Origin of the sequence: Corynebacterium frankenforstense (genome assembly GCF_030211955.1) — a bacterium.
Taxonomy (GTDB): Bacteria; Actinomycetota; Actinomycetes; order Mycobacteriales; family Mycobacteriaceae; genus Corynebacterium; species Corynebacterium frankenforstense_A.
Genome location: NZ_JASODI010000015.1, coordinates 11,979 through 37,267 on the forward strand (window position 1 = coordinate 11,979; position 25,289 = coordinate 37,267).

Here is a 25,289-nt window from a genome sequence, read left to right on the forward strand (position 1 = left end):
TGACGCATCCGACCCTCGCGGGTCCACGTGGTGCCCCTGAAAGTCACATGTCAACCGCACGCGAAAGCCCGGTCACCCACCCGGGGAGGGCCCCGGGGCGGGCGACCGGGCCTCGGCCTGGTCGGATCAGGTGCAGATCAGAGGTTGTCGCCGATCCACCGCTCGATGAGCTTGGCCTCGTTCTCGAGGATCTCGCCGAGGGCCTCGGAGACCTTCGGCTCGATGGCGTCGCCCATGAACGGGATGTTGACGCTGACCTCGTTGTCGTAGTCGATGGTGGTGGTCTCGCCGTCGCCGGAGACGGTGCCCTCGCCCTCGTAGCTGACGGGGGTGCCCTTGACGTCGGCGGTGTAGTCGAGGTTGACGTTGCCGTCCTCGAGCGGGCCGACGGTGACGACGCGCTTGACCTTGAGCGCCTGGGAGATCATGGAGCGCACGGCCTCGGGGAGGACCTCCAGGGGCAGGACCTCGAAGAGGGTCGCCTCGCCGCCGCCGTCGGTGGCGGCGTACTCGTGGACCTCGCCCGGCTCGGGGGAGAGGTTGGCCACGTCGAACTTCCAGAACTCCTCGTTGGTGAGGGCGGCGTGGACCTTCTCGACCGGCTGGTTGATGGTGACGGTTGTCTCGCTACGGGTAGCCATGGCCTTCAGACTACCGTTAAAGGCGTGTGTGCTGAACCCGTGACACCAGACAACGAGCTCATCCGCCGGCTCGGGGAGATCGACGCGGTGCGCGTCGACACCGGGACGCGCCTGGCCGACCTGACCACCCTGCGCCTCGGCGGGCGCCCGGCCGCCACCGTGCGGTGCGCGAGCCCGGAGGCCGTCTGCGCCGCCGTGGGGCAACTCGACGCCGCCGGAGCGCATGTGCTCGTCGTGGGCGGCGGCTCCAACCTCGTCGTCGCCGACGGCGAGCTCGACCTCTACGTCGTCGTTCTCGAGTGCGACGAGGTCGCCGTGGACGCCGCGACCGGCCTGGTGCGCGCGCAGGCCGGCGCCGTGTGGGACGAGGTGGTGGCCACCTCCGTGACCGCGGGCCTGGGCGGCATCGAGTGCCTCTCCGGCATCCCGGGCTCGGCCGGGGCGACCCCGGTGCAGAACGTGGGCGCCTACGGCGCGGAGGTCGGCGACCGGCTGACCCGGGTGCGCCTGTGGGACCGCGCCCGCCGCGTCGACGAGTGGGTGCCGGCGGCCTCGCTGGAGCTGGCCTACCGCTGGTCGAACCTGAAGTACTCGGGCCGCGCCGTCGTGCTCGAGATCGAGCTGCAGCTGGCCTGCGACGGGCTCTCCGCCCCGCTGCGCTTCGGCGCGCTGGCCCGGGCGCTCGGCGCGGAGCGCGCCGACGAGCGCTTCCCGGCCGCGCAGGTGCGCGAGGAGGTGCTGAAGCTGCGCCGCGGCAAGGGCATGGTCCTCGACGCCGACGACCACGACACGTGGTCGGCCGGATCCTTCTTCACCAACCCCGTCGTCGACGCGGAGACCGCCGACGCGGTGTGCGACATCGTGCGCGCCACCTACGGCGACGCGGAGGCCGACGGCATGCCGCGCTACCCCGCGCCCGGCGGGGTGAAGCTCTCGGCGGCGTGGCTGATCGAGCGCGCCGGGTACCCGCGCGGCTACCCGGACGCCGACGCCCCGGTCCGCGTGTCCACCAGACACACGCTGGCGTTGACGAACCGGGGCGGGGCGCGCACCGCGGATCTGGTGGGCCTGGCCCGCGAGATCCGCGACGGGGTGCGCGACTACTTCGGGGTCACGCTGGTCCCCGAGCCGGTCTGGGTCGGCGTCGAGCTCGACGGGTAGACCCCGTCGGCACCCAGGCGGGTGTCGGCGTCGAGCAGCAGGGCGATCTCGGCCTCGTGGCCGGCCTGCTCCGGCAGGCGGCGGGCGTCCGGCGCCTCGTAGAGCGTGGCACGGCCGATCATGCCGGCCTCCAGGCGGTGCACGCCGGCGCGCAGGCGCGCGGTGGCCCGCTTCCGCCAGTCGCGCGCGGCCTGCTCGCCGCGGGCGGTGCGCAGCGCCGCCTCGAAGACGGCCGGGTGCGCGAGCACCACGACCGCGGCGACGTGGCCGAAGCCCAGCGAGGTCAGCACGCCGGCCTTCACCGCGCCGGCACCCAGGTCGAGCGGGGCGCGCAGCCAGACCAGCGGGCCGCCCTTGGTGCCGATCTCCGGGTCGACGCAGTCGAGCGAGGCGTTCTGCGGCAGGCGCCCGGAACGCAGGATCTCGACGAGCTCGCCCATCTGGAACAGCGCGGCGCCGCCCTTGGCGTGGCCGGTCAGCGACTTCTGCGAGACCACGAACAGCGGGTTGCCCTCGTCGCGGCCGACGGTGCGCCACATCAGGGCGTGCAGCTCGGACTCGTTCGGGTCGTTCGCGTTGGTCGAGGTGTCGTGCTTGGAGACCACGCGCACGTCGTCCGGGGTCAGGCCGAGCTCGCGCAGGGAGCGCGCCAGCGTCGAGTTCTCCCCGCCGCGCGCGGCGCCGAGCGCACCCAGGCCGGGCGCGGGGATCGAGGTGTGCGCGCCGTCGGCGTGGCTGGCGGCGTAGCCGACCACGGCCAGCACCGGCAGGCCCAGCTCGGCGGCCACGGAGCCGCGGGCCAGCAGCACGGTGCCGCCGCCCTCGGCCTCGAGGAAGCCGCCGCGGCGCCGGTCGTTCGGCCGGGAGATGAACCGCGGGTCGATGCCCTTGGCCGTCATCTTCGCGGTTTCGGCGGTGGCGTTCATGTCGCCGAAGCCCTGCAGGGACTCGACCTGGACGTCGTCGATGCCACCGGCGACGACCACGTCGGCCTTGTGCAGGCGGATCTTGTCCACGCCCTCCTCGACGGAGACGGCCGCGGTGGCGCAGGCGGCGACCGGGTGGATCATCGCGCCGTAGCCGCCGACGTAGTCCTGCATGACGTGTGCGGCCACGATGTTGGGCAGCGCCTCCTGCAGGATGTCGCTGGGCCGGTCCTCGCCGAGGAAGCGGGAGACGAACACCTTGTGCAGGCTCTCCATGCCGCCGATGCCGGTGCCCTGGGTGGACGCGACGTCGGTCGGGTGCACGGCGCGCAGCAGCTCGGCCGGGGAGAACCCGGAGGAGATGAACGCGTCGACGGCGGTGACCAGGTTCCACACGGTGATGCGGTCCGCGGCGTCGATCATGGAGGCGGGCACGCCCCAGCGCGCCGGGTCGAAGTCGTCCGGCATCTGGCCGGCGACGCTGCGCGAGAGGGTCGCGCGGCGCGGCACGCGGGCGGTCGCGCCCTTGTGGCGGGTGACCTCCCACTCGCCGTCGGCCTCGCGCACGGAGGTCTTGGCGGGGTCGGCCGCGGCGATGTCCTCGGCCTCGGCGCGGGTGGGCACCGTGAAGGTGATGTCGCGGTCGAGGAAGACCTCGGCGACGTCCACGGAGCCGCCGTCCTTGAGGAAGAACTTGTCGCTGAGCGCGCGGATGCCGGAGCGGGCGACGACCTCGTCGCGGTAGCGCTCGTAGATCTCCTCCTCGGGCACGGCGGTGCCCTCGGCGTCGTACCAGCCCGGCGTCGGGTCCTCGGCCCAGTGGACCAGGCCGGTCATCCAGGCCAGCTCGAGCACGCCGGCGGCGGTGAGCTCGACGGAGCCGTCGCGGTGGATGCCGTACTCGGCCTCGGTGCGGGTGCGCCCGGAGCCCCACGAGGAGACCTCGCCGAGGCCGACCATGAGGACCATGTCGTCGAGGTCCTGGGTGACCTCGCCCAGCTGCACGCCCTCGCCGTTCGGCTGGACGGGCCGCGGGGAGTTCGGCAGCGCGGTGATGCTGGGCTCCTTGTCTCCGGCGGCGTTCGCGCCAGCGGACGTCGCGGTCGCCGTCGCTGCGTCCGTTGCGGTGTCAGCCTGGTTGGCGGCGTTCGCGTCAGCGGACGCCGCGGCTTCCGCGGCCAGCTCGGTGATGGAGATGGCGGCGGAGCCGAGGCCGCCGGTGAGGTCGGCGATGACCGGGGCGGAGGCCGCCTTCCTCCGGGTCTCGGCGTCGGCCAGCCCGACGAGCTCGGTGGAGATCTCCTCGGGGCTCCAGACGTGGATGCCGTGGGCGCGGGCGGCGGGCACCAGGACGTCGTTGCCGCCCATGAGGTTGGTGCCGGCGACCCAGCCGATGCGGGCCTGGGCCAGCGTGACGCCCTCGGGCCAGCCGGCCTCGGCGGACCACTTGGCGCAGATCGCGTCGAGGGCGGCCTTGACCTCGCCGTAGGCGCCGTCGCCGCCGAACATACCGCGGTTCGGGGAGCCGGGCAGCACGACGTGGCAGCGGGTGTCCACGGCGTCCTGGGCCAGGAGCGAGAGCCCGGCGATGGTGCGCTCGACGGACCACAGCAGCAGGCGGGCCTGGTTCTCGGCGGCCGGGCCGGCCTCGGCCAGGGAGCCGGAGACCGACGGGGCGGCGAAGGGGTAAGCCAGGGTGGGCACCAGGGCCGGCTTGATCACGGTGGCCTGGTTGCCCTGGGTCTCCACCTGCTCGGTGCCGATCCAGTCGATCAGGGCGTCGACGTCGCGGTAGCTGGAGAGGTTGGCGGGCACCAGCCACAGGGCCGCGCCGTTGACGGCGTGACGGGCGTAGAGGGTGCGGGCGAACTCCTTGCGGGCCTGGGGCACCCGCGAGGAGGTCATGATCACCGTGGCGCCCTCGCCCAGCAGGCGGGCGACGACGTCGGCGGCGATGGAGCCGGGGGCCGCGCCGGTGACCAGGGCGATCTGGTCGGCGAAGCGCTGCTCGGCGGCCGGCCGGGCCGCGGACTCTGCGATGCGGCGCAGCAGGGCGGGGTTCTCGCCGCCGTTGTCGGCCCACCAGTTGGCCTGGGCGGCGACGGTGGCGCCGGTGCCGGCGAAGCGGGCGAGGATCTGCTCCTCGTCAGTGTCCTGGGCAGCGGCGGCGGAGCCGTCGCTGCCGGCGGCATTCTTGTTGTCGGTGGCGGCGTCCTTGTTCCCGGTGGCGGCGGCGAAGCCGTCGTCACCGAGGGCGATGCGGGCGAGCTCCTCGCGGGCGGAGGCCCAGCGGTCGTCGAAGAGGACGGCGCGGTTGCCGTCGAAGGTCGGGGTGACCAGGCGCAGCCAGTCGGTGCCGAGCTCGGCCTCGACGGTGGCGGCCAGCGTGGCCGCCTCGGCGGCGCCCTCCCCGGCGGCCGCGAGCGCGGCGGCGGCCTCGTCGGCGTCGGTGTTGAGACCCAGCTGCTCGAGCACGCCGCGGGCGGCGGTCGCGAGCACGCCCTCCGCACCGGTGACGGTCTCGGCGAAGGCGTCGAGCGCGGCCGAGTCGACCACGGCCCCGCCGCCCTGGCCGCCGGCGGCGGCGCGGGAGACGGAGACGCCGGCGCGGGCGGCGACGGCGGCCACCGCGGCGTCGACAAGCGCGGTGACCTCCTGCTTGGTGGAGGCGGAGGTGGGCACGGTGGTCAGCTCGCCGCCGCGGACGGACTCGCCCTCGCGGGAGCCGAGCAGGATCTCGGCCTCGACGTGGCCGACCCAGCTCTCGGGCAGGCCCCAGGAGCCGGTGACGGCCTCGCCGATCGCGGCGGGCTTCAGGCCGGCCGCACCGGTCAGGGTGCGCAGGCGGGAGTCGACGGCCTCGCCGAGGACGGAGCCGAAGGGGTGGTAGCCCGGTGCGGCGGTGCGCACGCGCTCGCGCAGCGTGGCGACGTCCGCGTCGGCCGCGCCGTCGATGGCGGGCACGCCCAGCTCACCGGACATGTCCATGAGCAGCTGGTTGCGGCGCGAGCTGACACCGTTGGTCAGCTCCTCGACGGTGTCGGAGTCGTTGATCTGGTCGAGGCGGATCTTGTTCTGGAACGCGAAGAGCACCATGATCGCGTCGGCCGCGTCGAAGGGCAGCTCGGGCGCGTCGGCGGCGGAACCGCCGGCGGCCGGGGCGGTCGGGGCGGTCGGGGCGGCCGAACCGACCTCGGCGACCGCGGCCGGGGTGGGCGAGGCCTCGGCGGCCGGGGCGGGGACGGTCTCGGACTCGGAGGGCGCCTCGGGTGCGTCCTCTGGGCCGGTGGCGGCCGCGTCAGCGGCCGTCACGTCAGCGGCCGCCACGGGGGCGGACGCGACGTCGGAAAGCGTCACGGCGTCGTGGTCGCGCTCGACGTTGAAGACGGGCACGTGGCGGCCGAGGACGTCCATGGTGCGCTTGGCCATGTTCGCCAGCGTCGGGGAGGCGGCGAGGCCGACCTCGACGATCTGGTCGACGGAGTCCAGCAGCAGCTCCTGGGTCTCGATCCAGCGCACCGGGGAGGCGAACTGCCAGCTCAGCAGCTCGATGAGCAGCACGCGGGCGAGGTCGTTCGGGCTCAGCGAGTCCGCGGTGACCCCGGCGAGGCGCTCGGACGGGGCGACGGCGCGCACGGCGTCGAGGAAGTCGTCGGTCAGCTCGAAGGGGCGGGCGACGAGGTTCGGCACGTAGCGGCCGACCAGCGCCTTGAGGTTGATCTCGGTGGGCAGCAGCTCGTCGAGCTTCTCGGCGAAGGCGGCCACGCCCGGGCGCAGCACGGTGGAGTGGAACGGCACGTCGATGCCCGGGATGCGCACCAGGGCGCGCGGGTTGACGGCGTTGGCGGCCGCGGCCAGGGCGTCGAGCCCGGCGACGGTGCCGGCCACGGAGTACTGCTGGCCGGGGATGTTGTAGTTGACGATCTCGAGGAACTCGCCGGTCTGCTCGGCGATCCGGTCGACGTAGCCCTGGACCTCGTCCGGGCCCACGCCGATCATGTTCGGGCGCAGGGCGGCCAGGCCGTAGTTCGAGCGGCCGGTCTCGTCGCGCGGGACGAGTGAGCCCATCGCGGAGCCGCGCGAGTAGACGATGTCGATGACGCCCTCGAGTTCGAAGATGTCGCTGAGGCTGGCCAGGGCCGTGTACTCGCCGAGGGAGTGCCCGGCGTACATCACGCCCGGGCTGTCGGCCACGGCGTCCTCGTCGCGCAGGCGCTCGGTCTCCGCGTAGGCGACGACGGCCAGCGCGACCTGGGTGAACTGGGTCAGGTTGAGCACGCCGGCGGGGTGGCGGAAGGTCCGCCCGCGCACGGTCAGCTCGGTCGGGTTGTCGTCGACGATGTGCCGGATGGAGAAGCCCAGCGCGGTGCGCGTGTGGCGGTCGGCGCGGCGCCAGATCTCGCGGGCGGCGGCGGAGGCCGAGCGGTCCGCCGCCCCCATGCCGGTGGCCTGCACGCCCTGACCGGGGTAGACGTAGGCGGTCTTCGGCTCGGCGAGCAGCGCCTGCCCGCGCGAGATGACGTCGCCGCCGATACGGCACGTGACCTCGAGGGCGGCGTGCAGCCCGGCGCGGCCGACGCGCTCGACGGTGATCTCGACCTCGTCGTTGAGCTGCACCATGCCGTACATGTTGTAGGTCCAGCCCTCGACGTGGCCGTGGCGGCCGGCGAGGTGCTGCGCGGTCGCGGAGAGCCACATGCCGTGCACCAGCGGCGCGTCCAGGCCGACCAGGCGGGCGGCGTTCGCCGAGGTGTGGATCGGGTTGTAGTCGCCGGAGACCATCGCGAAGGCGGTCATGTTGCCCGGCGCGGTCACGGTCGCGCGGTCGACGAAGGAGCGCTGCCCGGAGCGGATGCCCGTGGCGGCCGGCGCGTCGCCGTACTCCGGCGCGGCCGGCGGCTGGGCGTGGCCGACGGCGCGGCCGCGGATGCAGAAGCGCTCGACCAGGGTGGCCACGAGCACACGTCCGCTTGCCGACGTCCCGTCGGTCGCCGTGGGCGCGCCCACGGCGCCGTCGGCGCCGACGCCGGCGTGCGCGACGTCGTCAATTTCACCGGCGTCCGCGAAGACGTCGAGGTCGACGCGCACGATGCGCCCGGAGGCGGACTCGTCGATGGAGGTGCAACGCGACTCGACGGTCAGGCGGCGGCCGGCGCCCGGGGCGGCGAGCTCGGCGAGCGGGCGACGCAGCTCGACGGAGTGGTCGAAGTGCACGGCGTTGAGCAGGCCCTCGATGACGGGGTAGCCGTCGGCGAGCCGGCCGGTGCCCAGTGCGGTGTAGATGGCCGGCCAGCAGGGGCCGACGAGCACGTCGGGGGTGCCGGCCTCGACGCCGAGCGGGGCGCCGGTGACGGTGCTGTGCGCGCGCAGCAGGTGCTCCGGCAGGTGGAAGGAGTCGGTGACCAGGCCGTAGGGGGCGGACTCGGTGGTGGCACCCACGGTCGGCAGGGCGTCGACGGTGTCGCCGGCGGCGGAGGTGGAGCCCACGCCGGCGACGCCGGCGAGCAGGGCGAAGACGCTCTCGGGCAGACGGGCGTCGCTGACCACGGGGGAGGCGCCGGTGTGCACGGCCGGGCCGAGGTCGAGCGGGATGTCGACGTTGCGCACGGCGTAGGGGCGCTCGGGCAGGTCGTCCCAGCGGGTCTCGGCGAGCACGCGCACGGTCCACTCGGTCTCGGAGTCGCCCGGGATGAGCTCGAAGGCGCCGGGGGCCAGGACGTGGGCCGGGTTGTCGATGAGGTGTCCGTGCCAGACGATCGTCGGCGAGGCGGTGATCAGCTCGCGGGCGTCGGCGGCGTCCTCGAGGCGGGCGAAGCGGGCGACCGGCTCGGCGTCGATGCGGCCGGCGGCGACCTGCTCGTAGCGGTCCAGGATGGCGGCGACGGGCTCGTCGACGGTGGTGATCGCGCCGACGGAGACCGGACCGGGGATGGCGCGCACGGCGGAGGCCGGGTAGCGCTCGTCCTGGGACTGCCACAGGGAGTCCAGGCCGAACCAGCGCTTGAGGTCACCATCGATGGCGGTGACCCAGGGCATAGGCTTGTGGTGCTTGCGGTTCAGTCCGACCCACCAGGCGGCGTCGCGGGCGGCCACGGCGGTCTCGGCGGCCTCCGGGTAGGCCTCCTTGAGGCGCGCGGCGGCGGCCGGGCCGTCCTCGACGGAGGCCAGGTCCGGGAAGAGAGTGGGGATCTCGCCGTGGTCGGCGGAGTTGAGGCGGGCCTCGACGCGGCGGACCAGGTCCAGGAAGCGGTCCGGCCAGGTCGGGTCGATCCACGGGAAGGCCAGGTCGACGAAGCGGTCGACCCACTCGGCGTAGGTCATCTCGTCGACGTCGCCGAAGTAGGGCTTGGAGGTCTTGGACAGCAGCTCGACGAGCTCCTCGCGGTGCTCCGCGTAGGAGTCCGAGTCCAGCTCGGTGATGCGGCGGGAGGCGGCGGCGAAGTCGTTGTCCAGCTCGTGCATGTCCGCCAGCAGGTGGGACTGGCCGGAGGTCACGCCGCCGGCGCAGGCCAGGCGGCCGACCCAGCCCTCGTTCTCCTCGGGCGCGACGCCCGGGGTCTGGCGCAGCAGCTCCTTGACCTGCGGGGAGGTCTTGGCCTCGCGGGCGGTCATGGCAGCGGTGCCCACGAGCACGGCGTCGACCGGCATGGCCGGCAGGCCGTAGGCGGCCGACCAGGTGCCCAGCAGGTAGTCCGCGGCGCGCTCGGGGTCGCCGAGGCCCCCGCCGACGGCGAGGGTGACGTTCGGGCGGCGGCGGATCTCCGCGTAGGTGGCGCGCAGCATGTCGTCGAGGTTGACCCAGGAGTGGTGGCCGCCGGCGTGGCCGTCCTCGACCTGCATGATGATGGCGGTGTCCGGGTTGTCGTCGGCGATGGCCAGGGTGGCGCGGATCTGCACCGAGGTGCCCGGCTTGAAGGCGACGTAGGGGTAGCCGTCGGCGTGCAGCTGGGCGAGCAGCTCGCGGGCCTCCTCCGGCTCCGGGATGCCGGCGGAGACGGTCACGCCGTTGATCGCGGCGCCGGCCGCGCGGGCTCGGGAGACGATGCGCTGCTGGCCGAACTGCAGGTTCCACAGGAATCGGTCGAAGTACATGGAGTTGAACTGGGCGGCGCGGCCCGGCTCGAGCTGGGCGATCAGGGCGTCCTTGTTGGCGGTGAAGACCTCCTCCGAGAACTGCCCGCCGCCGGCCATTTCGGCCCAGTGGCCGGCGTTGGCGGCCGCGGCGACGATGTCCGGGTCCACCGTGGTCGGCGTCATGCCGGCGAGGATGACGGGGGAGTAGCCGGTCAGCTTGGAGAAGCGGGTCTGCAGCTTGACTTCGCCGTCGGGCAGGCGGACCAGGCGCGGGACGAAGTCCTCCCAGGTCTCGGCCTGCGGGAGAGCGGTGCCCGGGGTGGCCAGGCGGTCGCGCTCGGCGGCGGAGCCGGCCGGGATGACGGGCACGCCGGTGCCGGCCAGCAGGTTCTCGGTCATCCGGGCCAGGCCGGTGTCGAGGCTGAGGACGTGGGTGACGCCCTTGGCACGCAGGTCCGCGACGCGTGCGGTCCAGTCGAAGTGATTGATGAAGATCTCGTTGACCAGCGCGGCGGCGTCGACGTCGGCGTCCACGCCGCAACGGCGGGCCCACTCGATCGCGGTGGCGGCGGCCTCCGCGTTGACCGGGTTGTGGAAGGCGGCGGCGACAGGCAGCTCGTCGAAGCGCGGCTCCAGCGGGTCGCCGCCGGTCTCGCGCTCCTCGACGCGCCGGTTGTGCGCGGCGACGAGCTCCTCGAGGGCGCGGCGCACGGCCGCGAGGTCCTCCGGGGTGCCGGAGAGCACCTGGTGGGTGGGGCCGTTGACGACGGCCACCACGGCGGTGCGGTCGGCCGCATCGGCGGCCGACGCGACGTCGTCAAGCGGCAGCCCGCGCACGGACAGCATCCGGGAGCGGTTGTCGAAGGCGGTGGGGGCCGACAGCGCGGTGCCCATGAGCACGGCGAGGGCGAGCGCGGCCTCGGGGTGGCGGACGGCGGCGACGCCGAGGTCGCCCTGGGAGTGACCGGCGCACTCGGTGGCGGTCAGGTCCAGGCCGAGGTCGCGGAGGTGCTCGACGGCGGCGATCTGGCCGAGCACGATGCCCGGCACGGAGACGGCCGGCTGGGCGTCGGCGGGGCGTGCCGCGGCGGTCGCGTCCGGGCCGGTCAGTCCGGTGAGGCGCTCGAAGACGCCGGGCACGGTGCTGCCGATCTCGCGGGCCAGCGGCGCGGTGCGGGTGCGCACGCGGTCGATGAGGGCCTGCAGGCGCGGCGCGACGCCGGGCTGTGCGGCCGTGGTCGAGACGGCCAGCTGCCACGGGGAACCCTGGCCGGCGAAGATCAGGGCCGGGTGCTCCATGGACAGAAGGGGGGTGAGGGACATGCTTATCCTTCGCGAATCGGCGGTCAGTGGTCGGCCGCAGCGGTCTGACGGCCCGTCTGGGCGGGCTGCTGGGCTGCACGTTTCTTTGGCCGAGGCAACATTATAGCGAGGATGGCTGATAATGTGAAGAAACACTCATGTTTGAGAGTGTCTCCGGTGGTGGGCGGTGCTAAATGTTTCTTCAGGCAATGTTACGTGTGCGTAGGTTAAGGCGGGGGTCTCGGGCTTGAGGCGAGGGTTTTGGGCGGAGTGGCTCTCGGGTCGGAGTGGTTGAGGTGGGGCGGTTCTGAGGCCGGAGTGGTTGAAGTGGAGGAGAGGTCGTTTTTGGGCCGGAGTGGCAGGTCGGAGTGGTTGGGGTGGGGGAAGGTCGTTCTTGGGTCGGGGCGGTTGAGGCGAGGGGGTGTTGTGGGGTGGGGTGCTGCCTCGTCGGGTGACGGGGTCGTCGGGGCGGGTGTCCTCTTTGGGGTCGCCGTGCACTGACCTGCGGGTTCGAAAAAGTTCGGGAATTTACCGAACATGATTGCGAATGTGTTCATGGTTCTGTATGCTCAAGGGCGAACGGAAAATCTCGGGGGACGACGTTTCATCGGTTCGGTGACGGGGCTCCGGGGCAAGGAAATATCGGCTTCTGAGTCGTTTTACTGCAGTGATCTGCGGTTCGGCGGGGTGGTGGCTGATCGGAGACTCTTTCGGTCCGGGAGAGGGGGTGTGTATCCATGAATGACCGGGAAGCTGTCGCGGAAACGTCCAGGAGTTCGAATGTTCGGGGCGAAGATTCTGCGTCGACGCGACCGGGCTCGAAGGCGAACTCCGCCTCGGGTGCGGAAGCCGTGGCCGCGGCGCTGGATGCTGCCGCCGACGCCCTTGTCGCGCTGCCGGACCTGGTGACCCCGGACATGAGCGCCGAGGACTTCGCCGCGATCGTTCCCGCGGTCGAACGCCTGGAGAAGGCGATGGGCTCCAAGGAGCTCGTCGACGAGGTCGTCGCCCACCTGGCGGGGATGCACCACGCCGGCGACATGGTCGGCTCGAACAAGGCCGAGCAGTTCCTGGTGCGCCGTCTGGGCCTGTCCCGCAAGGAGGCCTTCGACCGCATCCGGCGCGCGGAGATGACCTTCGGTGAGCCGCGCCCGCCCAGGGACGTCCCCTCCGGTTCGGTCGACGGTGCCGGCGATGGTTCGGGCGGTGATGACGGCCGGCCGCAGGATGAGCAGGATCAGCAGGGCGCGCAGGATCAGCAGGCCGGCCAGGACGGGTCCGACGGATCGGACGGCTCGGACACCCAGAGTGAGCGGCAGCGCCGCGAGGAAGAGAAACAGCGGAAGAGGCAGGAGGAGTGGGAGCGGCTGCAGGCCGAGCGGCGTGAGGCGGAGCGGCGTCGCGCCGCCGAGGAACGCGAGAAGGCCAGGAAGGAGGCGTACCGCAAGCGGGTGGCCGCGGAGAAGAAGGCCGTGATCGCCTCGGAGCTCGAGGAACTCCTGCCGACCGCCCGGCCCGGTTACGACCAACTGCTGCGCGAGGCTCTCGAGCAGGCGGATCGACGCGGGGTCGAGGACCTCCGCGACTGGGTGCGCCACCGGGTGCGTCGCGCGAACGCGCTGGCACGGGACCCGTTCGCGGCCCGGCGTCTGCGCAAGTTCTGGATCGGCAAGCCCGACGCGCACGGCGGTGCCCGCATCGGCGGGTATGTGCCGGGGGAGACGCTGGCGCTGATCGAGAGCCTGGTGTCGCCGGCGCGTCGCCCCGGCTTCGACTTCCCCGAGGGCGTCGAGATGGATGACGCGCGCACGCTGGACCAGCGCCGGGCCGACGCCCTGCACCAGGCGCTGCTGCACGCGGCCTCGTGTGACTCGAGGAAGCGCGGCGCGGCCTCCGTGGTGGTCTCCTTCACTGCCTCGGACCTCGACGACCTCTCCCCGGAGGAGCCGGCCGGTGGCGCCGGCCGGGACGCGGGGTCCGACGACGGTGGCCGGGTCGACGGCCCCGAGGGCGGCCCTGGCGGCGGTCCCGAGGGCAGCCCCGGTGGCGGCGGCGGAGGCTCCGGCGGAGGCCACGACGGCTCCGGCGGCGCGGCTGCCGCTCCGGGTGGGGCGGCGCCGCCGGGCAGAAGCCCTGCCGGCCCCGTCCACGACCTTCCGACCGACACCCGATCGCTCGCAGACATCACCGCGAGTGCCGGGCGCTCACCCGGAGGCCCCTTGAAGACGTACCCGACCAACACTCGTGCAGACCTCGACCTGTTCGCGGTGCTGCAGCTGCAGGCTGCCCGCCACGACATCATGGTGCTGCACAACAAGGACGGAAACCCGTTGATCGCGGGCCGGGCCTACCGTTCGGCTACCTTCATCCAGAAGGCTGCGCTGGTGGCCACCGAGCTGGTCTGCTCCTTCCCGGGGTGCACCCAGCGTGCCGAGGCGTGCGACGTCCACCACATCATCGCGTTCTTCCTCGCGGGGCGCACCGACATCGAGAACCTGACGCTGCGGTGCCGCACCCACCACACGGACAACAACGACCGTCGGAACGCGAATCTCGCCAGGGGATGGGCGGCCCGCGGGTCGGACGGCCGGGTCGGGCAGAAGTGGCCCGGCTCCCCGGAGATCGAATACAACGAGACGGCCCAGGCACAACTCTCGGCCGGGGCGCGCATCCGTGCCCTCAACGCGGGCACGCAATCCGACGACCGGTCGAGCGACCGATCCGACGATGGAACCGGCGGTGAACCCGGCGGCCGACCTGACGAAACGACAGGTGCGCCACCCGGTCAGTCGGGAGCAGTGGGCCCGTCACCGGGTACGCCGACCGAGGGGTCTGCCGGCCAATCGTCGGGGGAGCACGCCGCCGGCCAACCGTCGGACGAGGGGCCCACTGACCAGCCGTCGGGGGAGGAAGAGGAACTGCTGGACGAACTGCGCGCCGAGCGTGACCGCGAGGCGTGGGCGCAGGCAGACGACGAGTGGGCGGTGGAACCCGACGGGCCCTTCGACGCCAACTACAGCGACGACGCCGCGGGCAGCGCCGGCCGAGACGATGACCCCGAAGACGGCGAACAGCCCTACCTCTTCTCCGCGTGAGCGGAGCGGGCAGGGCTGGCGGAGACCTGCGGGGCAGGCCTACCGGGGCTCGCTACTTCTCGTTCTTCTCCAGGATCTTGAGCAGCTCTTCGCGCACCTCGCGGCGGCGGATCTTGCCCATCTGATCCCGGGCGAGCTCCTCGAAGTGGTAGAAGGTGCGCGGCACCTTGTAGCGGGTCAGACGCTCACGGGCGAACTCCTTGAGTCCCTCCGGATCCAGCGCCGCGCCCTCGTTGAGGGTCACGCACGCCACGACGGACTCGGAGCCGTCGCCACGCGGCACGCCCACCACGGCGAGGGTCTCGATTGCCGGGTGCTCGCGCAGCGCCTCCTCGACCTCGGCCGGGTAGACGTTGAAGCCGCCGGTGATGATGACCTCCTTGATGCGGGCCACCAGGCGGACGAAGCCGTCCTCCTCCATCACCGCGATGTCACCGGTGCGGTACCAGCCGTCGTGGAAGCTCTTCTCCGTGGCCTCCGGGTTGTTCAGGTAGCCCTTGAACACCTGCGGGCCCTTGACCAGCAGCTCGCCCTTCTCGCCGTAGGGCATCGTGCGGTCCAGGTTCTCCGGGTCGGCGATGCGCACGTCGGTGTCCGGGAACGGCACGCCCACGTAGCCGGGGCGGCGGTGCTCGCTCATCGGGTTACCGGTCACGATCGGGGAGGTCTCCGTCAGCCCGTAGCCCTCGACGAGTAGTCCGCCGGTCATCTCCTCCCAGCGCCGGACCGTCGAGACCGGCAGCGTGGACGCGCCCGAGAAGGAGTTGCGCACGCCCTCGATCTTCACGCCCTTCTTCTGGGCGGTCTCCACGATCTTCTCGTAGAGGGTCGGCACGCCCGGGATCCACGTCGGCGGATGCTTCTTGAACACGTCCATGATCAGGTCCATCTGCGGGCTCGGCAGCAGCACGAGCTCGCCGCCGATGAGCATCATCAGCGCGTAGTTCATGGTCATGCCGTAGGCGTGGAAACCCGGCAGCGCGGCGAGCATGCGCTCCGGCTGCTCGCCGAGGCCCGGCACCCAGTACTTGCCCTGCAGCAGGTTGGCGTAGATGTTGCCGTGGCTGAGCTGCGCGCCCTTCGGCGAGCCGGTGGTGCCCGAGGTGTAGAGGATCAGCGCCACCGAGTCGCGGGTGACCTCCTCGGGGGTCTCGACGTCGTCGCCGTTGCCGCCCAGTCGCGGCGAGAGCAGCATCGCCCAGGGCAGCGAGTTCGGCGCCGGCGCGGTCAGCTGGTCGCGCTTCTTGCGCAGCATCGGCAGCGGCAGCTTCAGCGCCAGCTGCATGGTCCTCGGCATCTCGTCGATCATGTTGACCGTGACGATCGTCTCCAGCTCGGACTGCCCACGCAGCCGCTCGAAGACGGGCGCGGCCTTGTCCCAGACGACGGCGACGCGCGCGGCGTGGTCCTGGAAGGGCCCGCGCAGCTCGGGGGTGGTGTAGAGCGGGTTGTGCTCGACGACGGTCGCGCCCAGCTTGAGCACGGCGTAGAAAATGACGAGGTGCTGCGGGCAGTTCGGCAGCGCGACGGCCACGCGGTCGCCCGGGCGCACGCCCAGGGCGCGCAGGCCGGCGGCCGCGGCGCGCACCTGGCGGTCGATCTCCGCGACGGTCAACGAGCGGCCGAAGAACCAGGTGGCGGGCTTGCCGGGGTTCACGGCGAGGTTGTTGTCGTAGATGTCGAGCAGCGTGGTCTCGCCGTAGTCGAGGTGGTGCGGGGTCCAGTCCCCGTAGTGCTGCAGCCAGATGCGGTCTTTGTCGGTCGTCTCGGTCATGTGCTGGGCGGTCCTTCCGGGATCCTGTCCGGGTGCGGTGCGCCGTGGCGCTTTCCGACGCCCGCGCCCCGCGCCCGGGGCGTGAACGGATCGGTCGCCGCGGTGCGGCGTCGTCGCTTGCGTGGTCGGTGTCGAAGTTACTGGAACGTAAGTTCTTGTTTCCCCGAGTATAAGCGTGACCCCGCGTGGTCTTCAGTCTGAGGGGTGCGCACTCCCCGTCCCCGCCCCGCGGACGGCCGTACGATGAACGCATGCGCGTTGCGATCATCTCCATGCACACCTCCCCGCTCGAGCAGCCGGGCACGGGCGACGCCGGCGGCATGAACGTCTACGTCCACGCCACGGCCCGCGAGCTCGCGCGCAAGGGCGTGCAGGTGGACGTCTACACGCGGGCGACCCGGCCGAGCCAGGGCGAGGTGGTCCACGTCGAGGACAACTACGACGTGGTCAACGTCGTCGCCGGCCCCTACGAGGGGCTGGCCAAGGAGGAGCTGTCGACGCAGCTGGCGGCCTTCACCGGCGGCGTGCTCGCCCACGCCCGCTGCGAGGGGCTGAGCTACGACCTGATCCACTCGCACTACTGGCTCTCGGGGCAGGTCGGCTGGCTGCTGCGCGACCTGTGGGGCGTGCCGCAGGTGCACACGGCGCACACCCTGGCGGCCGTGAAGAACCTCTCGCGCTCGGCGGGCGACACCGCGGAGAGCGAGGCGCGGCGCATCTGCGAGCAGCAGATCGTCGACAACGCCGACTGCCTGGTCGTCAACACCGAGGAGGAGGCGCGCGACCTGATGTCCCACTACGACGCCCAGGGCCGCGACATCGCCGTCGTTTCCCCGGGTGCGGACACCGAGCTCTACACCCCGGGCACCGACCGCAACACCGAGCGCGCCCGCCGCGAGCTGGGCGTGCCGATGCAGGCGAAGGTGGTCGCCTTCGTCGGCCGGCTCCAGGAGTTCAAGGGGCCGCAGGTGCTCATCCGCGCCGCCGCCGAGATGGTCGCCGCCCGCCCCGACCGTCCGCTGCGCGTGCTCGTCTGTGGTGGGGCCTCGGGCACGCGGGCGACGACCGAGCAATACCATCGCCTGGCCGAGGAGCTCGGCGCGGCCGGTGTGGTCCGCTTCCTCGACCCGCGCCCGCCGGAGGAGCTCGTCGGCATCTACCGCGCCGCCGACATCGTGGCCGTGCCCAGCTACAACGAGTCCTTCGGCCTGGTCGCCCTCGAGGGGCAGGCCTCGGGCACCCCGGTCGTCGCCGCGCGCGTCGGTGGGCTGCCCTACGCCGTCGCGGACGGGGAGACAGGTCTGCTCGTCGACGGCCACGACCCGGCCGACTGGGCCCGCGCCCTCGGCGAGCTCCTCGACGACGACGAGCGTCGCATCCGCATGGGTGAGGCCGCCGTCGGCCACGCCGCCGAGTTCTCCTGGGCTGCCAGCGCCGACGCGCTGCTCGACGTCTACCGCCCGCTGGTCAACCGCGGCGTGCCGGACTGCCAGGAGCGCAACGCCGCCGGCTAGAAGTTCAGCTCCCGGCGCCGCCGGTGATTTCCGACGCCGCGCCCCACGCCGTGCGCGGTTCCCGTTCCGTGCGTGTCCCACGCCGTGCGCGGTTCCCGTGCCGTGTGCCTGGCGGGCCACGTTCCCGCGCGCATGAACGGTGCGTCCACCCACGTGCCCGTCCGCATCGACCGCCGGCCACGTTCCCGCGCATGAACGGTGCGCTCCGCCGTGGTCCCCGCACAATTCTCGCACTGTCCGATTCCGCCCGTACGGACACGCCGACGCTGCACGGGAACGCCGCGGGGGTGCCGCGGGGGCCTCGGAAAGCGCCCACGACGCGCGTCGGGCGCGGCGGTAGGGCAGACGCGCCGTCGTAAATGTCCGGATATGCCCGGTCGGGCACCCGTGGGCGGCGAGACGGGCAAAAACATGGCAGAATGGTCGCCATGAGCAACGGAAAGCTGATTCTGCTCCGGCACGGCCAGAGCGAATGGAACGAGTCCAACCAGTTCACCGGCTGGGTCGACGTCAACCTGACCGAGAAGGGCCGCCAGGAGGCCATCGCCGGCGGCAAGCTCCTCAAGGAGAAGGGCGTCCTGCCGGACGTCGTCTACACCTCCCTGCTGCGCCGCGCGATCTCCACCGCCAACCTGGCGCTGGACGCGGCCGACCGCCACTGGATCCCCGTCATCCGCAACTGGCGCCTCAACGAGCGCCACTACGGCAAGCTGCAGGGTCTGAACAAGGCCGAGATCCGCGAGAAGTTCGGCGAGGAGCAGTTCATGGAGTGGCGCCGCTCCTACGGCACCCCGCCGCCGGAGATCGACGCCGACAACGAGTACTCCCAGGTCGGCGACCCGCGCTACTACAACCTGCCGCAGGTCCCGCTGACCGAGTGCCTCAAGGACGTCGTCGCCCGCTTCGTCCCGTACTTCACCGACAACATCCTGCCGCGCGCCGCCAAGGGCGAGCAGGTCCTCGTCGCCGCGCACGGCAACTCCCTGCGCGCCCTGGTCAAGTACCTGGACAACATCTCCGACGACGACATCGCCGGTCTGAACATCCCGACCGGCCAGCCGCTGGTCTACGAGATCAACGAGGACGGCTCCGTCGCCAACCCGGGCGGCACCTACCTGGATCCCGAGGCCGCCGCCGCCGGCGCCGCCGCCGTCGCCTCGCAGGGTAAGTAACGGAACAAATTCCGTCTTGACCTGGCAGATCCTCCTCGCTTTCGTGGCGGGGGCGGCCCTCGCAGGGCTGCTCCCGCCACTTCTGGCGTTCCTGCGTCGTCACCTGCGGCGCTACCGCTCGGCCGCCACGCTCGAGGAGAACCAGGTCACCACGGTCAGCCAGGTGCTCCACCTGGCGATCCAGGGCTCGCCGACGGGCATCGTCGTCCTTGACCGCGGGGGCGAGGTGGTGCTCTCCAACGGCTGGGCCCACGAGATGAGCCTCGTCCACGAACGCAGCGTGCTGCCCGAGGTGTGGGAGCTCGCGCTGCGCGCCTACGAGGACAAGGAGACCCACACCCTCGACCTCAACCTGCCAGAGCGGCGCACCGGCTCGCGGGTGACCTCGGTGCGCGTGGTGGTCAAGCCGCTGACGCTGGTCGACGACCGCTTCACCATCGTCTACGGCACCGACGAGTCCGAGAACGTGCGCATGGAGAACGCCCGCCGCGACTTCGTGGCCAACGTCTCCCACGAGCTCAAGACCCCGGTCGGCGGTATGGCGCTGCTCGCCGAGGCGCTCACCGAGTCCGCCGAGGACCCCGAGCAGGTCCAGTACTTCGGCAAGCGCCTGCACACCGAGGCACTGCGCATGTCGGACCTGATCACCGAGCTGATCAGCCTGTCCAAGCTGCAGGGCGCCGAGGCCCTGCCCGAGATGGAGCCCGTCTCCGTCGACGCCGTCATCGACGAGGCCATCGCCCGCAACCAGCTGGCCGCCGAGAACCACAAGATGACCCTGACCCGCGGCAAGCGCTCCGGCGTCTACGTCAACGGCGACAAGTCGCTGCTGGTCACCGCCGTGTCGAACCTGGTGTCGAACGCGATCCACTACTCCTCGGAGTCCATGCCGGTCTCCCTGACGCAGAAGATCGTGGACAGCGACGTCATCCAGATCCGCGTGACCGACCGCGGCATCGGCATCGACGCCGAGGATCAGAAGCGCGTCTTCGAGCGTTTCTTCCGCGTGGACAAGGCCCGGTCGCGTTCCACGGGCGGCACCGGACTGGGGCTGGCCATCGTCAAACACGTCGTCGCCAACCACGGCGGTAACATTAGGTTGTGGTCGAAACCGGGCACGGGTTCGACCTTCACCGTGGAACTTCCCATCTACCGTCCCGAGGACTCCGCCGACCCGGCAGACCCGGACCACCCGGCGGCCGAGGACGTCGTCGGTGGACCGGACCGTCCGGGCCGCCAGGCGAGGCAGGCCGCGGCCGGCAGGGTCGGCAAGGCCGGTCACCCCGGCAAGGCCGGGTCGACGGGCGGCGCCGACCGTGACGGACGTGGCGGCCGGGACGGACGGGATGACCATGGTGAACAGCAGGCAGACGGACCGCTGCGCAAGGCGGTCTCGCGGGTGACCGCCAGGAGAAAGGACAAGACACAATGACCACCATCCTCATCGTCGAAGACGAGGAGTCACTGGCGGATCCGCTGGCCTTCCTGCTGAACAAGGAGGGTTTCGAGACGGTCATCGCCGGCGACGGCCCGACCGCCCTCGAGGAGTTCGAGGCCCACGACATCGACATCGTCCTGCTCGACCTGATGCTGCCGGGCATGTCCGGCACCGACGTGTGCAAGCAGCTGCGCACCACCTCGAACGTCCCGGTGATCATGGTCACCGCGCGCGACTCCGAGATCGACAAGGTCGTCGGCCTCGAGCTGGGCGCCGACGACTACGTGACCAAACCGTACTCCTCGCGCGAGCTGATCGCCCGCATCCGCGCCGTCCTGCGCCGCCAGGCCGTCGACACCGAGGAGTCCGAGGAGGAGCCCGAGCGCGTCCTCGAGGTCGGCCGCGTGCGCATGGACGTCGAGCGCCACACCGTCACCGTCGACGGCGAGCCGGTCAACATGCCGCTCAAGGAGTTCGACCTGCTCGAGTACCTGCTGCGCAACGCCGGGCGCGTGCTCACCCGCGGCCAGCTGATCGACCGCATCTGGGGCGCGGACTACGTCGGCGACACCAAGACCCTCGACGTGCACGTCAAGCGTCTGCGCTCGAAGATCGAGCAGGTGCCCTCCCGCCCGCGCAACCTCGTCACGGTCCGCGGCCTGGGCTACAAGTTCGAGGCCTGAGCCGGTCGGGCCCGGTCACCGTCCCGCCCGCCCACCCGGCGGAGCGGGACTTTCGCGCGCTCGGGGCGGGGCGCGGCGTCGTCAATTGACGACGTCCCGCAGCGCGCCCAGGCGCGCACCTGTGGCGAGGTGCGTGGGGCGGCGCCCCGCGGCGCCGCGGGGAAGGGGCGTCGGTGTGCGTCGGCGGGTGTCCCCGTGTCGGGCGGGGCCTGCGCAGGGAGCGTGCTCTGGCTAGCTCCGCGACTCGAGGTTGGCGCGGGTGGCGGGGTGCGCCGGCCAGGCGACCGTGGGATCCTCGACGGCGGCCGCGGCGGCCTCGCGCAGGCGGGCGCGCTCGCGGCAGTGCTCGGCGAGCCGCTCGTAGGCGGCGTCGCCCATCAGGCCGCGCAGCTCCGACTCCTGGTGCTGCCAGACGGGGCGCTCGGCGGTGTGGCAGCGCGGCGCGCCCGTGCACCACCAGTCGAGGTCCTCGCCGCCGTCGCCCCAGGTGCGCCGCTCGTACTCGCCGATGACGGTGCGCAGGATCTCCCGGCCGTCGTCGCGGGTGACCCAGCGCTCGTCGCGGTTGAAGGGCACCTGCCAGCAGACCTCGGGCTTGGCCTCGGTGATGTCGACGCCTTGCGCGACGGCCCACTGGTGCAGCGCGCAGCCGGCGCCCGTCGCCCAGCCAGCGCGGTTGGCGAAGATGCACGCCCCGTCGACGACCTTCGTCTTCAGGGCGGGCTCGGGCTCGCCGTCCTCGTCGTCGAGCTCGTCCCAGACCAGCCACGGCTCGATCTCGGCCTCGACGGCCACTCCGGCGTAGTCGCCGGTGCCCGCCAGCCAGTCGTCGGTGCCCTCGGGGCGCAGCTGCCAGAAGCGCGCCGGCATCTGCGCGACACGCTCGACCAGATTCTCCCGGTCGGCCTCGTCGCTGAGGAAGGCGCCGTGCACGCAGCAGCCGACCTCGGGGAGGGCGGCGTCGATGCCGTGGCACTCCGGGGTGCCGAAGGCGCACTCCCAGTACGACTCGACCCAGGTCAGGTCCACGGAGAAGACGTGCTGGGGGTCCTCGGGGTCGGGGAACTCAAAGATCTCCCGGGCGAAGTCCGGGGGCACCTCACGGCCGGCGGTGATGGAGCGGCCGGCCGGGGACGCCTCCGGGAAGCCGAGGAACACCGGGGTCGACTGCGGGTGATTCACACCTGCTTACGGTAGACCGTCTACCCTGATGGGTGTGCGACTAGGTGTATTGGACGTGGGCAGCAACACTGTCCACCTCGTGGCGGTCGATGCGACGGCCGGTGGCCGGCCGACCCCGATGAGTGACTGGAAGACGTCGTTGCGGCTCGTCGAGCTCGTCGACGACGACGGAGCGATCGACGAGCGCGGGCTGAAGAAGCTGACCAAGGCGGTCTCCGAGGCCGCCGAGCTCTCCCAGCAGCTCGGGTGCGACGAGGTGATCCCCTTCGCCACGTCGGCCGTGCGATCGGCGACCAACCGGAAGGAGGTCATCGAGCACGTCGCCAAGAAGACGGGCATCACGCTCGAGATCCTCTCCGGCGAGGACGAGGCGCGCCTGACGTTCCTCGCCGCGCGCCGTTGGTACGGCTGGTCGGCCGGGCGGATCGCCAACCTTGACATCGGCGGCGGCTCGCTCGAGATCAGCACCGGCTCCGACGAGCACCCCGACGTGGCGTACTCGCTCGACCTGGGCGCCGGCCGCCTGACCCACGCGTGGTTCGACACGGACCCGCCCGAGCGCAAGAAGATCAACCTGCTGCGCGACTACATCGACGCCGAGCTCGCCGAGCCCGCGAAGATGATGCGCGCCTTCGGCGAGCCGCGCGTGGCTGCGGCGACCTCGAAGACCTTCCGCACGCTCGCCCGCCTCACCGGTGCAGCGCCGTCCTCGGCCGGCCCCTTCACCAAGCGGACCCTGACCGCCCCCGGCCTGCGCCAGCTCATCGCGTTCATCTCGCGCATGACGGCCAGCGACCGCGCGGAGCTCGAGGGTGTCAGCGCCGACCGCTCGCACCAGATCGTCGCCGGTGCGCTGGTCGCGGAGGCGTCCATGCGTGCCCTCGGCCTCGAGGAGCTCGACATCTGCCCGTGGGCGCTGCGTGAGGGTGTCATCCTGCAGCGCATCGACAAGGGCCTCGAATAGAAAGGGACACCATGAGCGACAAGGACAGCCAGGAGGGGAAGCAGCAGCTGACCGTTGCCGAGCTTCTCGCCCGCTCCGGCGACGGGTCCGGCTCGGGATCGTCGTCCCGCCGGCGGCGCCACCGCCGCAGCCTCGAGGAGGGCGGCATCTCCGTCGCGGAGCTGACCGGCAACATGCCGCGCGTCCGCGAGAAGCCCGCCGAGTCGCGGCACTCCTCGGTGCCGATCGACGCGCCGGCCGAGCCCGCCCGCAAGGCCTCCGACGACGCCGAGAAGAAGGCCGCCGCCGAGAAGCAGGCCGCTGAAAAGGCGGAGGCTGAGAAGAAGGCCGCCGCTCAGAAGGCGGAGGCTGAGAAGAAGGCCGCCGCCGAGAAGCGCGCCGCCGAAAAGGCGGAGGCCGACAAGAAGGCTGCCGAAAAAGCGAAGGCCCAGAAGGCCGAGGCCGACAAGAAGGCTGCTGACAAGGCCGCCGCCGAGAAGAAGGCAGCGGAGCAGGCCAAGGCCGACAAGCCCGCCGCGGACAAGAAGGTCGCCAAGCCGGAGAACGACAAGAAGACCTCCGGCACCGCCGCGGCCGCCACGGCCACCGGTGCCGCCGGCTCGGCCGCCGCCACCGTCGCGCCGAGCGACTCCGAGACCGGCGAGCTCGCCCGCGTCGAGGACACCTCGGACCACACCACCGAGCTCCAGGCCGTCCGCGACGACGCCGACGCCCGCACCGATCGCCCCACCGACGACCTCGACGCGGCCGACTACGAGGACGCCGACTACGACTACGACTACGACGAAGACGACGAGGAGACCTCCGGCGGCATCGGCTCCGTGATCATTCTCGCGGTCCTCGGCATCGTCGTCGGCGCGATCGTCTTCCTCGGCTTCCAGCAGCTCTGGGAGTCCGGCCTCTCGCGCATCCTGGTCGCCGTGCTGGCGCTCGCCGTCACGGCCGTCCTGGTCGGCGTCGTGCACGCCCTGCGCACCGCCCGCGACGGGCTGAGCATGGGCCTGGCCGCCGTCGTCGGACTGCTGATGACCTTCGGGCCCTACCTGCCGATGATCCTCTGATCGTCCGCCGACCGGCCCGCCGGTCCCGGCCCTGACACCCGGTCGTCCCGCCTGTGGGACGGCCGGGTTTCGCCGTTTTCCGTAGCCTCACGCACGGACGGCGCGGGGGCGCGCACGGGGTGGGACGGGACGTCGTCAATCGCGGCAGGCACGCGCATCGGTGCAGGTCGCGCGCTCGGGTGGAGTTGCGCGGTGCGTAGTGGCACCCTTGTGCGCATGACTTCAATCGCTGTTATCGGATGCGGGAAGATCGGCGAGGCCCTCGTCGCCGGCCTGACCGCCGCCGGAGTCGACCCCGCGACCGTTACCGTCTCGAACCGTCGCGAGGAGCGCTCCGCGGAGCTCACCGAGCGGTACGGGGTGACCGCCGTGACCGACAACTCCGAGGCCGCCACCGGCGCCGAGATCGTCTTCCTGTGCGTCAAGCCGGACAAGACCCTCGCCGTGGCCGAGGAGATCGCGGACACCGTCAACGACAACGAGCCGACCTCGACCGTCGCCTCCATGGCCGCCGGCGTGACGCTCGCCTCCCTCGAGGCCGCCATGGGCGCCGGCGCGCCCGTCGTGCGCGTCATGCCGAACACCCCGATGACCGTGGGCAAGGGCGTCAGCGCCATCGCCGCCGGCCGCTACGTTGACGACGCGGCCGCCGACGCCGTCGCCGAGCTGCTCTCCTCGGTCGGCGACGTCGTGCGCGTCGCCGAGTCCGACATGGACGCCGTCACCGCGCTGGCCGGCTCCGCGCCCGCCTATCTCTTCCTGGTCGCCGAGGCGCTCGTCGACGCGGGCGTCTCGCTGGGCCTGCGCCGCGAGGTCGCCACCCAGCTGGCCGCCGGGTCCGTCGCGGGCGCCGGCGCCATGCTCGAGCAGGAGGGCGCCGACCCGGCCGTGCTGCGCGCCGCCGTCTCCTCGCCGGCCGGCACCACCGTCGCCGCCCTGCGCCAGCTCGAGGAGTCCGGCCTGCGCGGCATGTTCTTCCGCGCGACCGAGGCCTGCGCGTGCCGCTCCGCGGAGCTCGGCGCCGTCGACGAGGAGGCCGAGGAGGGCGGCGAGGAGTAGTCGGCCCCGCGCCGCGCGGCGAGGGGCCGAGTACCGCGCGCAGCAGCGCCCGACGCCGCACAAAACGCCCCATAAAACGCCACCTACCGCGCCCGGAGGGGCGCCCGGGAAGCCTCCGGGTGCTCCCCGGCCGCTTCTCTTCGATCCACCCCGGCCGGGGGAGTGGTCCCATCCGCAATCGTGGGTCACTCCCAGCGCAGAGAATTTTTTCTTGCACGTGGGTCGCACGAGTAACACCGTTCA

At 72.2% G+C, this 25,289-nt stretch carries 13 protein-coding genes; 9 read left to right on the plus strand and 4 right to left on the minus strand.

Annotated elements, in window-relative coordinates; translation table 11 throughout:
- Window positions 1–137: 137 nt before the first annotated feature.
- The gene (locus QP119_RS08445; RefSeq protein WP_284775264.1) at window positions 138–641 is read right to left on the minus strand and encodes a DUF2505 domain-containing protein; all 504 of its coding nucleotides are present in this window, start codon (window positions 639–641) and stop codon (window positions 138–140) included.
- 39 nt (window positions 642–680) lie between these two features.
- Between QP119_RS08445 and QP119_RS08450 the strand changes: the two genes are divergently transcribed.
- On the plus strand, window positions 681–1,802 hold the full coding sequence (locus tag QP119_RS08450; RefSeq protein ID WP_284775267.1) for a UDP-N-acetylmuramate dehydrogenase: 1,122 nt from the start codon (window positions 681–683) through the stop codon (window positions 1,800–1,802).
- On the opposite strand, the gene QP119_RS08455 is transcribed toward QP119_RS08450, so the two are convergent.
- Window positions 1,742–11,125: a fatty acid synthase subunit beta domain-containing protein gene (locus tag QP119_RS08455; protein WP_423777784.1), complete on the minus strand. Its 9,384-nt coding sequence runs from the start codon at window positions 11,123–11,125 to the stop codon at window positions 1,742–1,744. The two genes, QP119_RS08450 and QP119_RS08455, sit on opposite strands and share 61 nt — an antisense overlap.
- Before the next feature lie 830 nt (window positions 11,126–11,955).
- Here QP119_RS08455 and QP119_RS08460 point away from each other — a divergent pair.
- Entirely contained in the window at window positions 11,956–14,199 is a 2,244-nt protein-coding gene (locus tag QP119_RS08460) for an HNH endonuclease signature motif containing protein (RefSeq protein WP_284775269.1), read from the plus strand.
- Between the two features lie 52 nt (window positions 14,200–14,251).
- On the opposite strand, the gene QP119_RS08465 is transcribed toward QP119_RS08460, so the two are convergent.
- Complete coding sequence (locus QP119_RS08465) at window positions 14,252–15,973, minus strand: long-chain-fatty-acid--CoA ligase (protein ID WP_284775271.1); 1,722 nt, start codon at window positions 15,971–15,973, stop codon at window positions 14,252–14,254.
- Window positions 15,974–16,224: 251 nt separating this feature from the next.
- Between QP119_RS08465 and mshA the strand changes: the two genes are divergently transcribed.
- From mshA to QP119_RS08485, 4 genes are all read left to right on the plus strand, one after another.
- Window positions 16,225–17,487 (plus strand): D-inositol-3-phosphate glycosyltransferase, encoded by a 1,263-nt coding sequence (gene mshA, locus QP119_RS08470; protein WP_284775273.1) that lies wholly within the window; start codon window positions 16,225–16,227, stop codon window positions 17,485–17,487.
- A gap of 428 nt (window positions 17,488–17,915) precedes the next feature.
- Entirely contained in the window at window positions 17,916–18,659 is a 744-nt protein-coding gene (locus QP119_RS08475; RefSeq protein ID WP_284775275.1) for a phosphoglyceromutase, read from the plus strand.
- A gap of 16 nt (window positions 18,660–18,675) precedes the next feature.
- Window positions 18,676–20,091 carry a sensor histidine kinase gene (locus QP119_RS08480; protein ID WP_284775276.1) on the plus strand — a complete coding sequence of 472 codons (1,416 nt, stop codon included), beginning with the start codon at window positions 18,676–18,678 and terminating at the stop codon, window positions 20,089–20,091.
- Window positions 20,088–20,780 carry a response regulator transcription factor gene (locus QP119_RS08485; RefSeq protein ID WP_284775277.1) on the plus strand — a complete coding sequence of 231 codons (693 nt, stop codon included), beginning with the start codon at window positions 20,088–20,090 and terminating at the stop codon, window positions 20,778–20,780. The genes QP119_RS08480 and QP119_RS08485 overlap by 4 nt, the downstream gene beginning before the upstream one ends.
- A gap of 231 nt (window positions 20,781–21,011) precedes the next feature.
- On the opposite strand, the gene QP119_RS08490 is transcribed toward QP119_RS08485, so the two are convergent.
- Window positions 21,012–21,962: a hypothetical protein gene (locus QP119_RS08490; RefSeq protein WP_284775279.1), complete on the minus strand. Its 951-nt coding sequence runs from the start codon at window positions 21,960–21,962 to the stop codon at window positions 21,012–21,014.
- 34 nt (window positions 21,963–21,996) lie between these two features.
- Here QP119_RS08490 and QP119_RS08495 point away from each other — a divergent pair, with 34 nt between their 5' ends.
- The 3 genes from QP119_RS08495 (at window position 21,997) to proC (ending at window position 25,046) form a co-directional block, all read left to right on the plus strand.
- Complete coding sequence (locus QP119_RS08495; RefSeq protein ID WP_284775280.1) at window positions 21,997–22,926, plus strand: Ppx/GppA phosphatase family protein; 930 nt, start codon at window positions 21,997–21,999, stop codon at window positions 22,924–22,926.
- 11 nt (window positions 22,927–22,937) lie between these two features.
- On the plus strand, window positions 22,938–23,987 hold the full coding sequence (locus QP119_RS08500; RefSeq protein WP_284775281.1) for a hypothetical protein: 1,050 nt from the start codon (window positions 22,938–22,940) through the stop codon (window positions 23,985–23,987).
- A gap of 216 nt (window positions 23,988–24,203) precedes the next feature.
- A complete protein-coding gene (gene proC, locus QP119_RS08505) occupies window positions 24,204–25,046 on the plus strand; it encodes a pyrroline-5-carboxylate reductase (protein ID WP_284775283.1) in 843 nt (280 codons plus the stop codon).
- Window positions 25,047–25,289 lie beyond the last annotated feature (243 nt).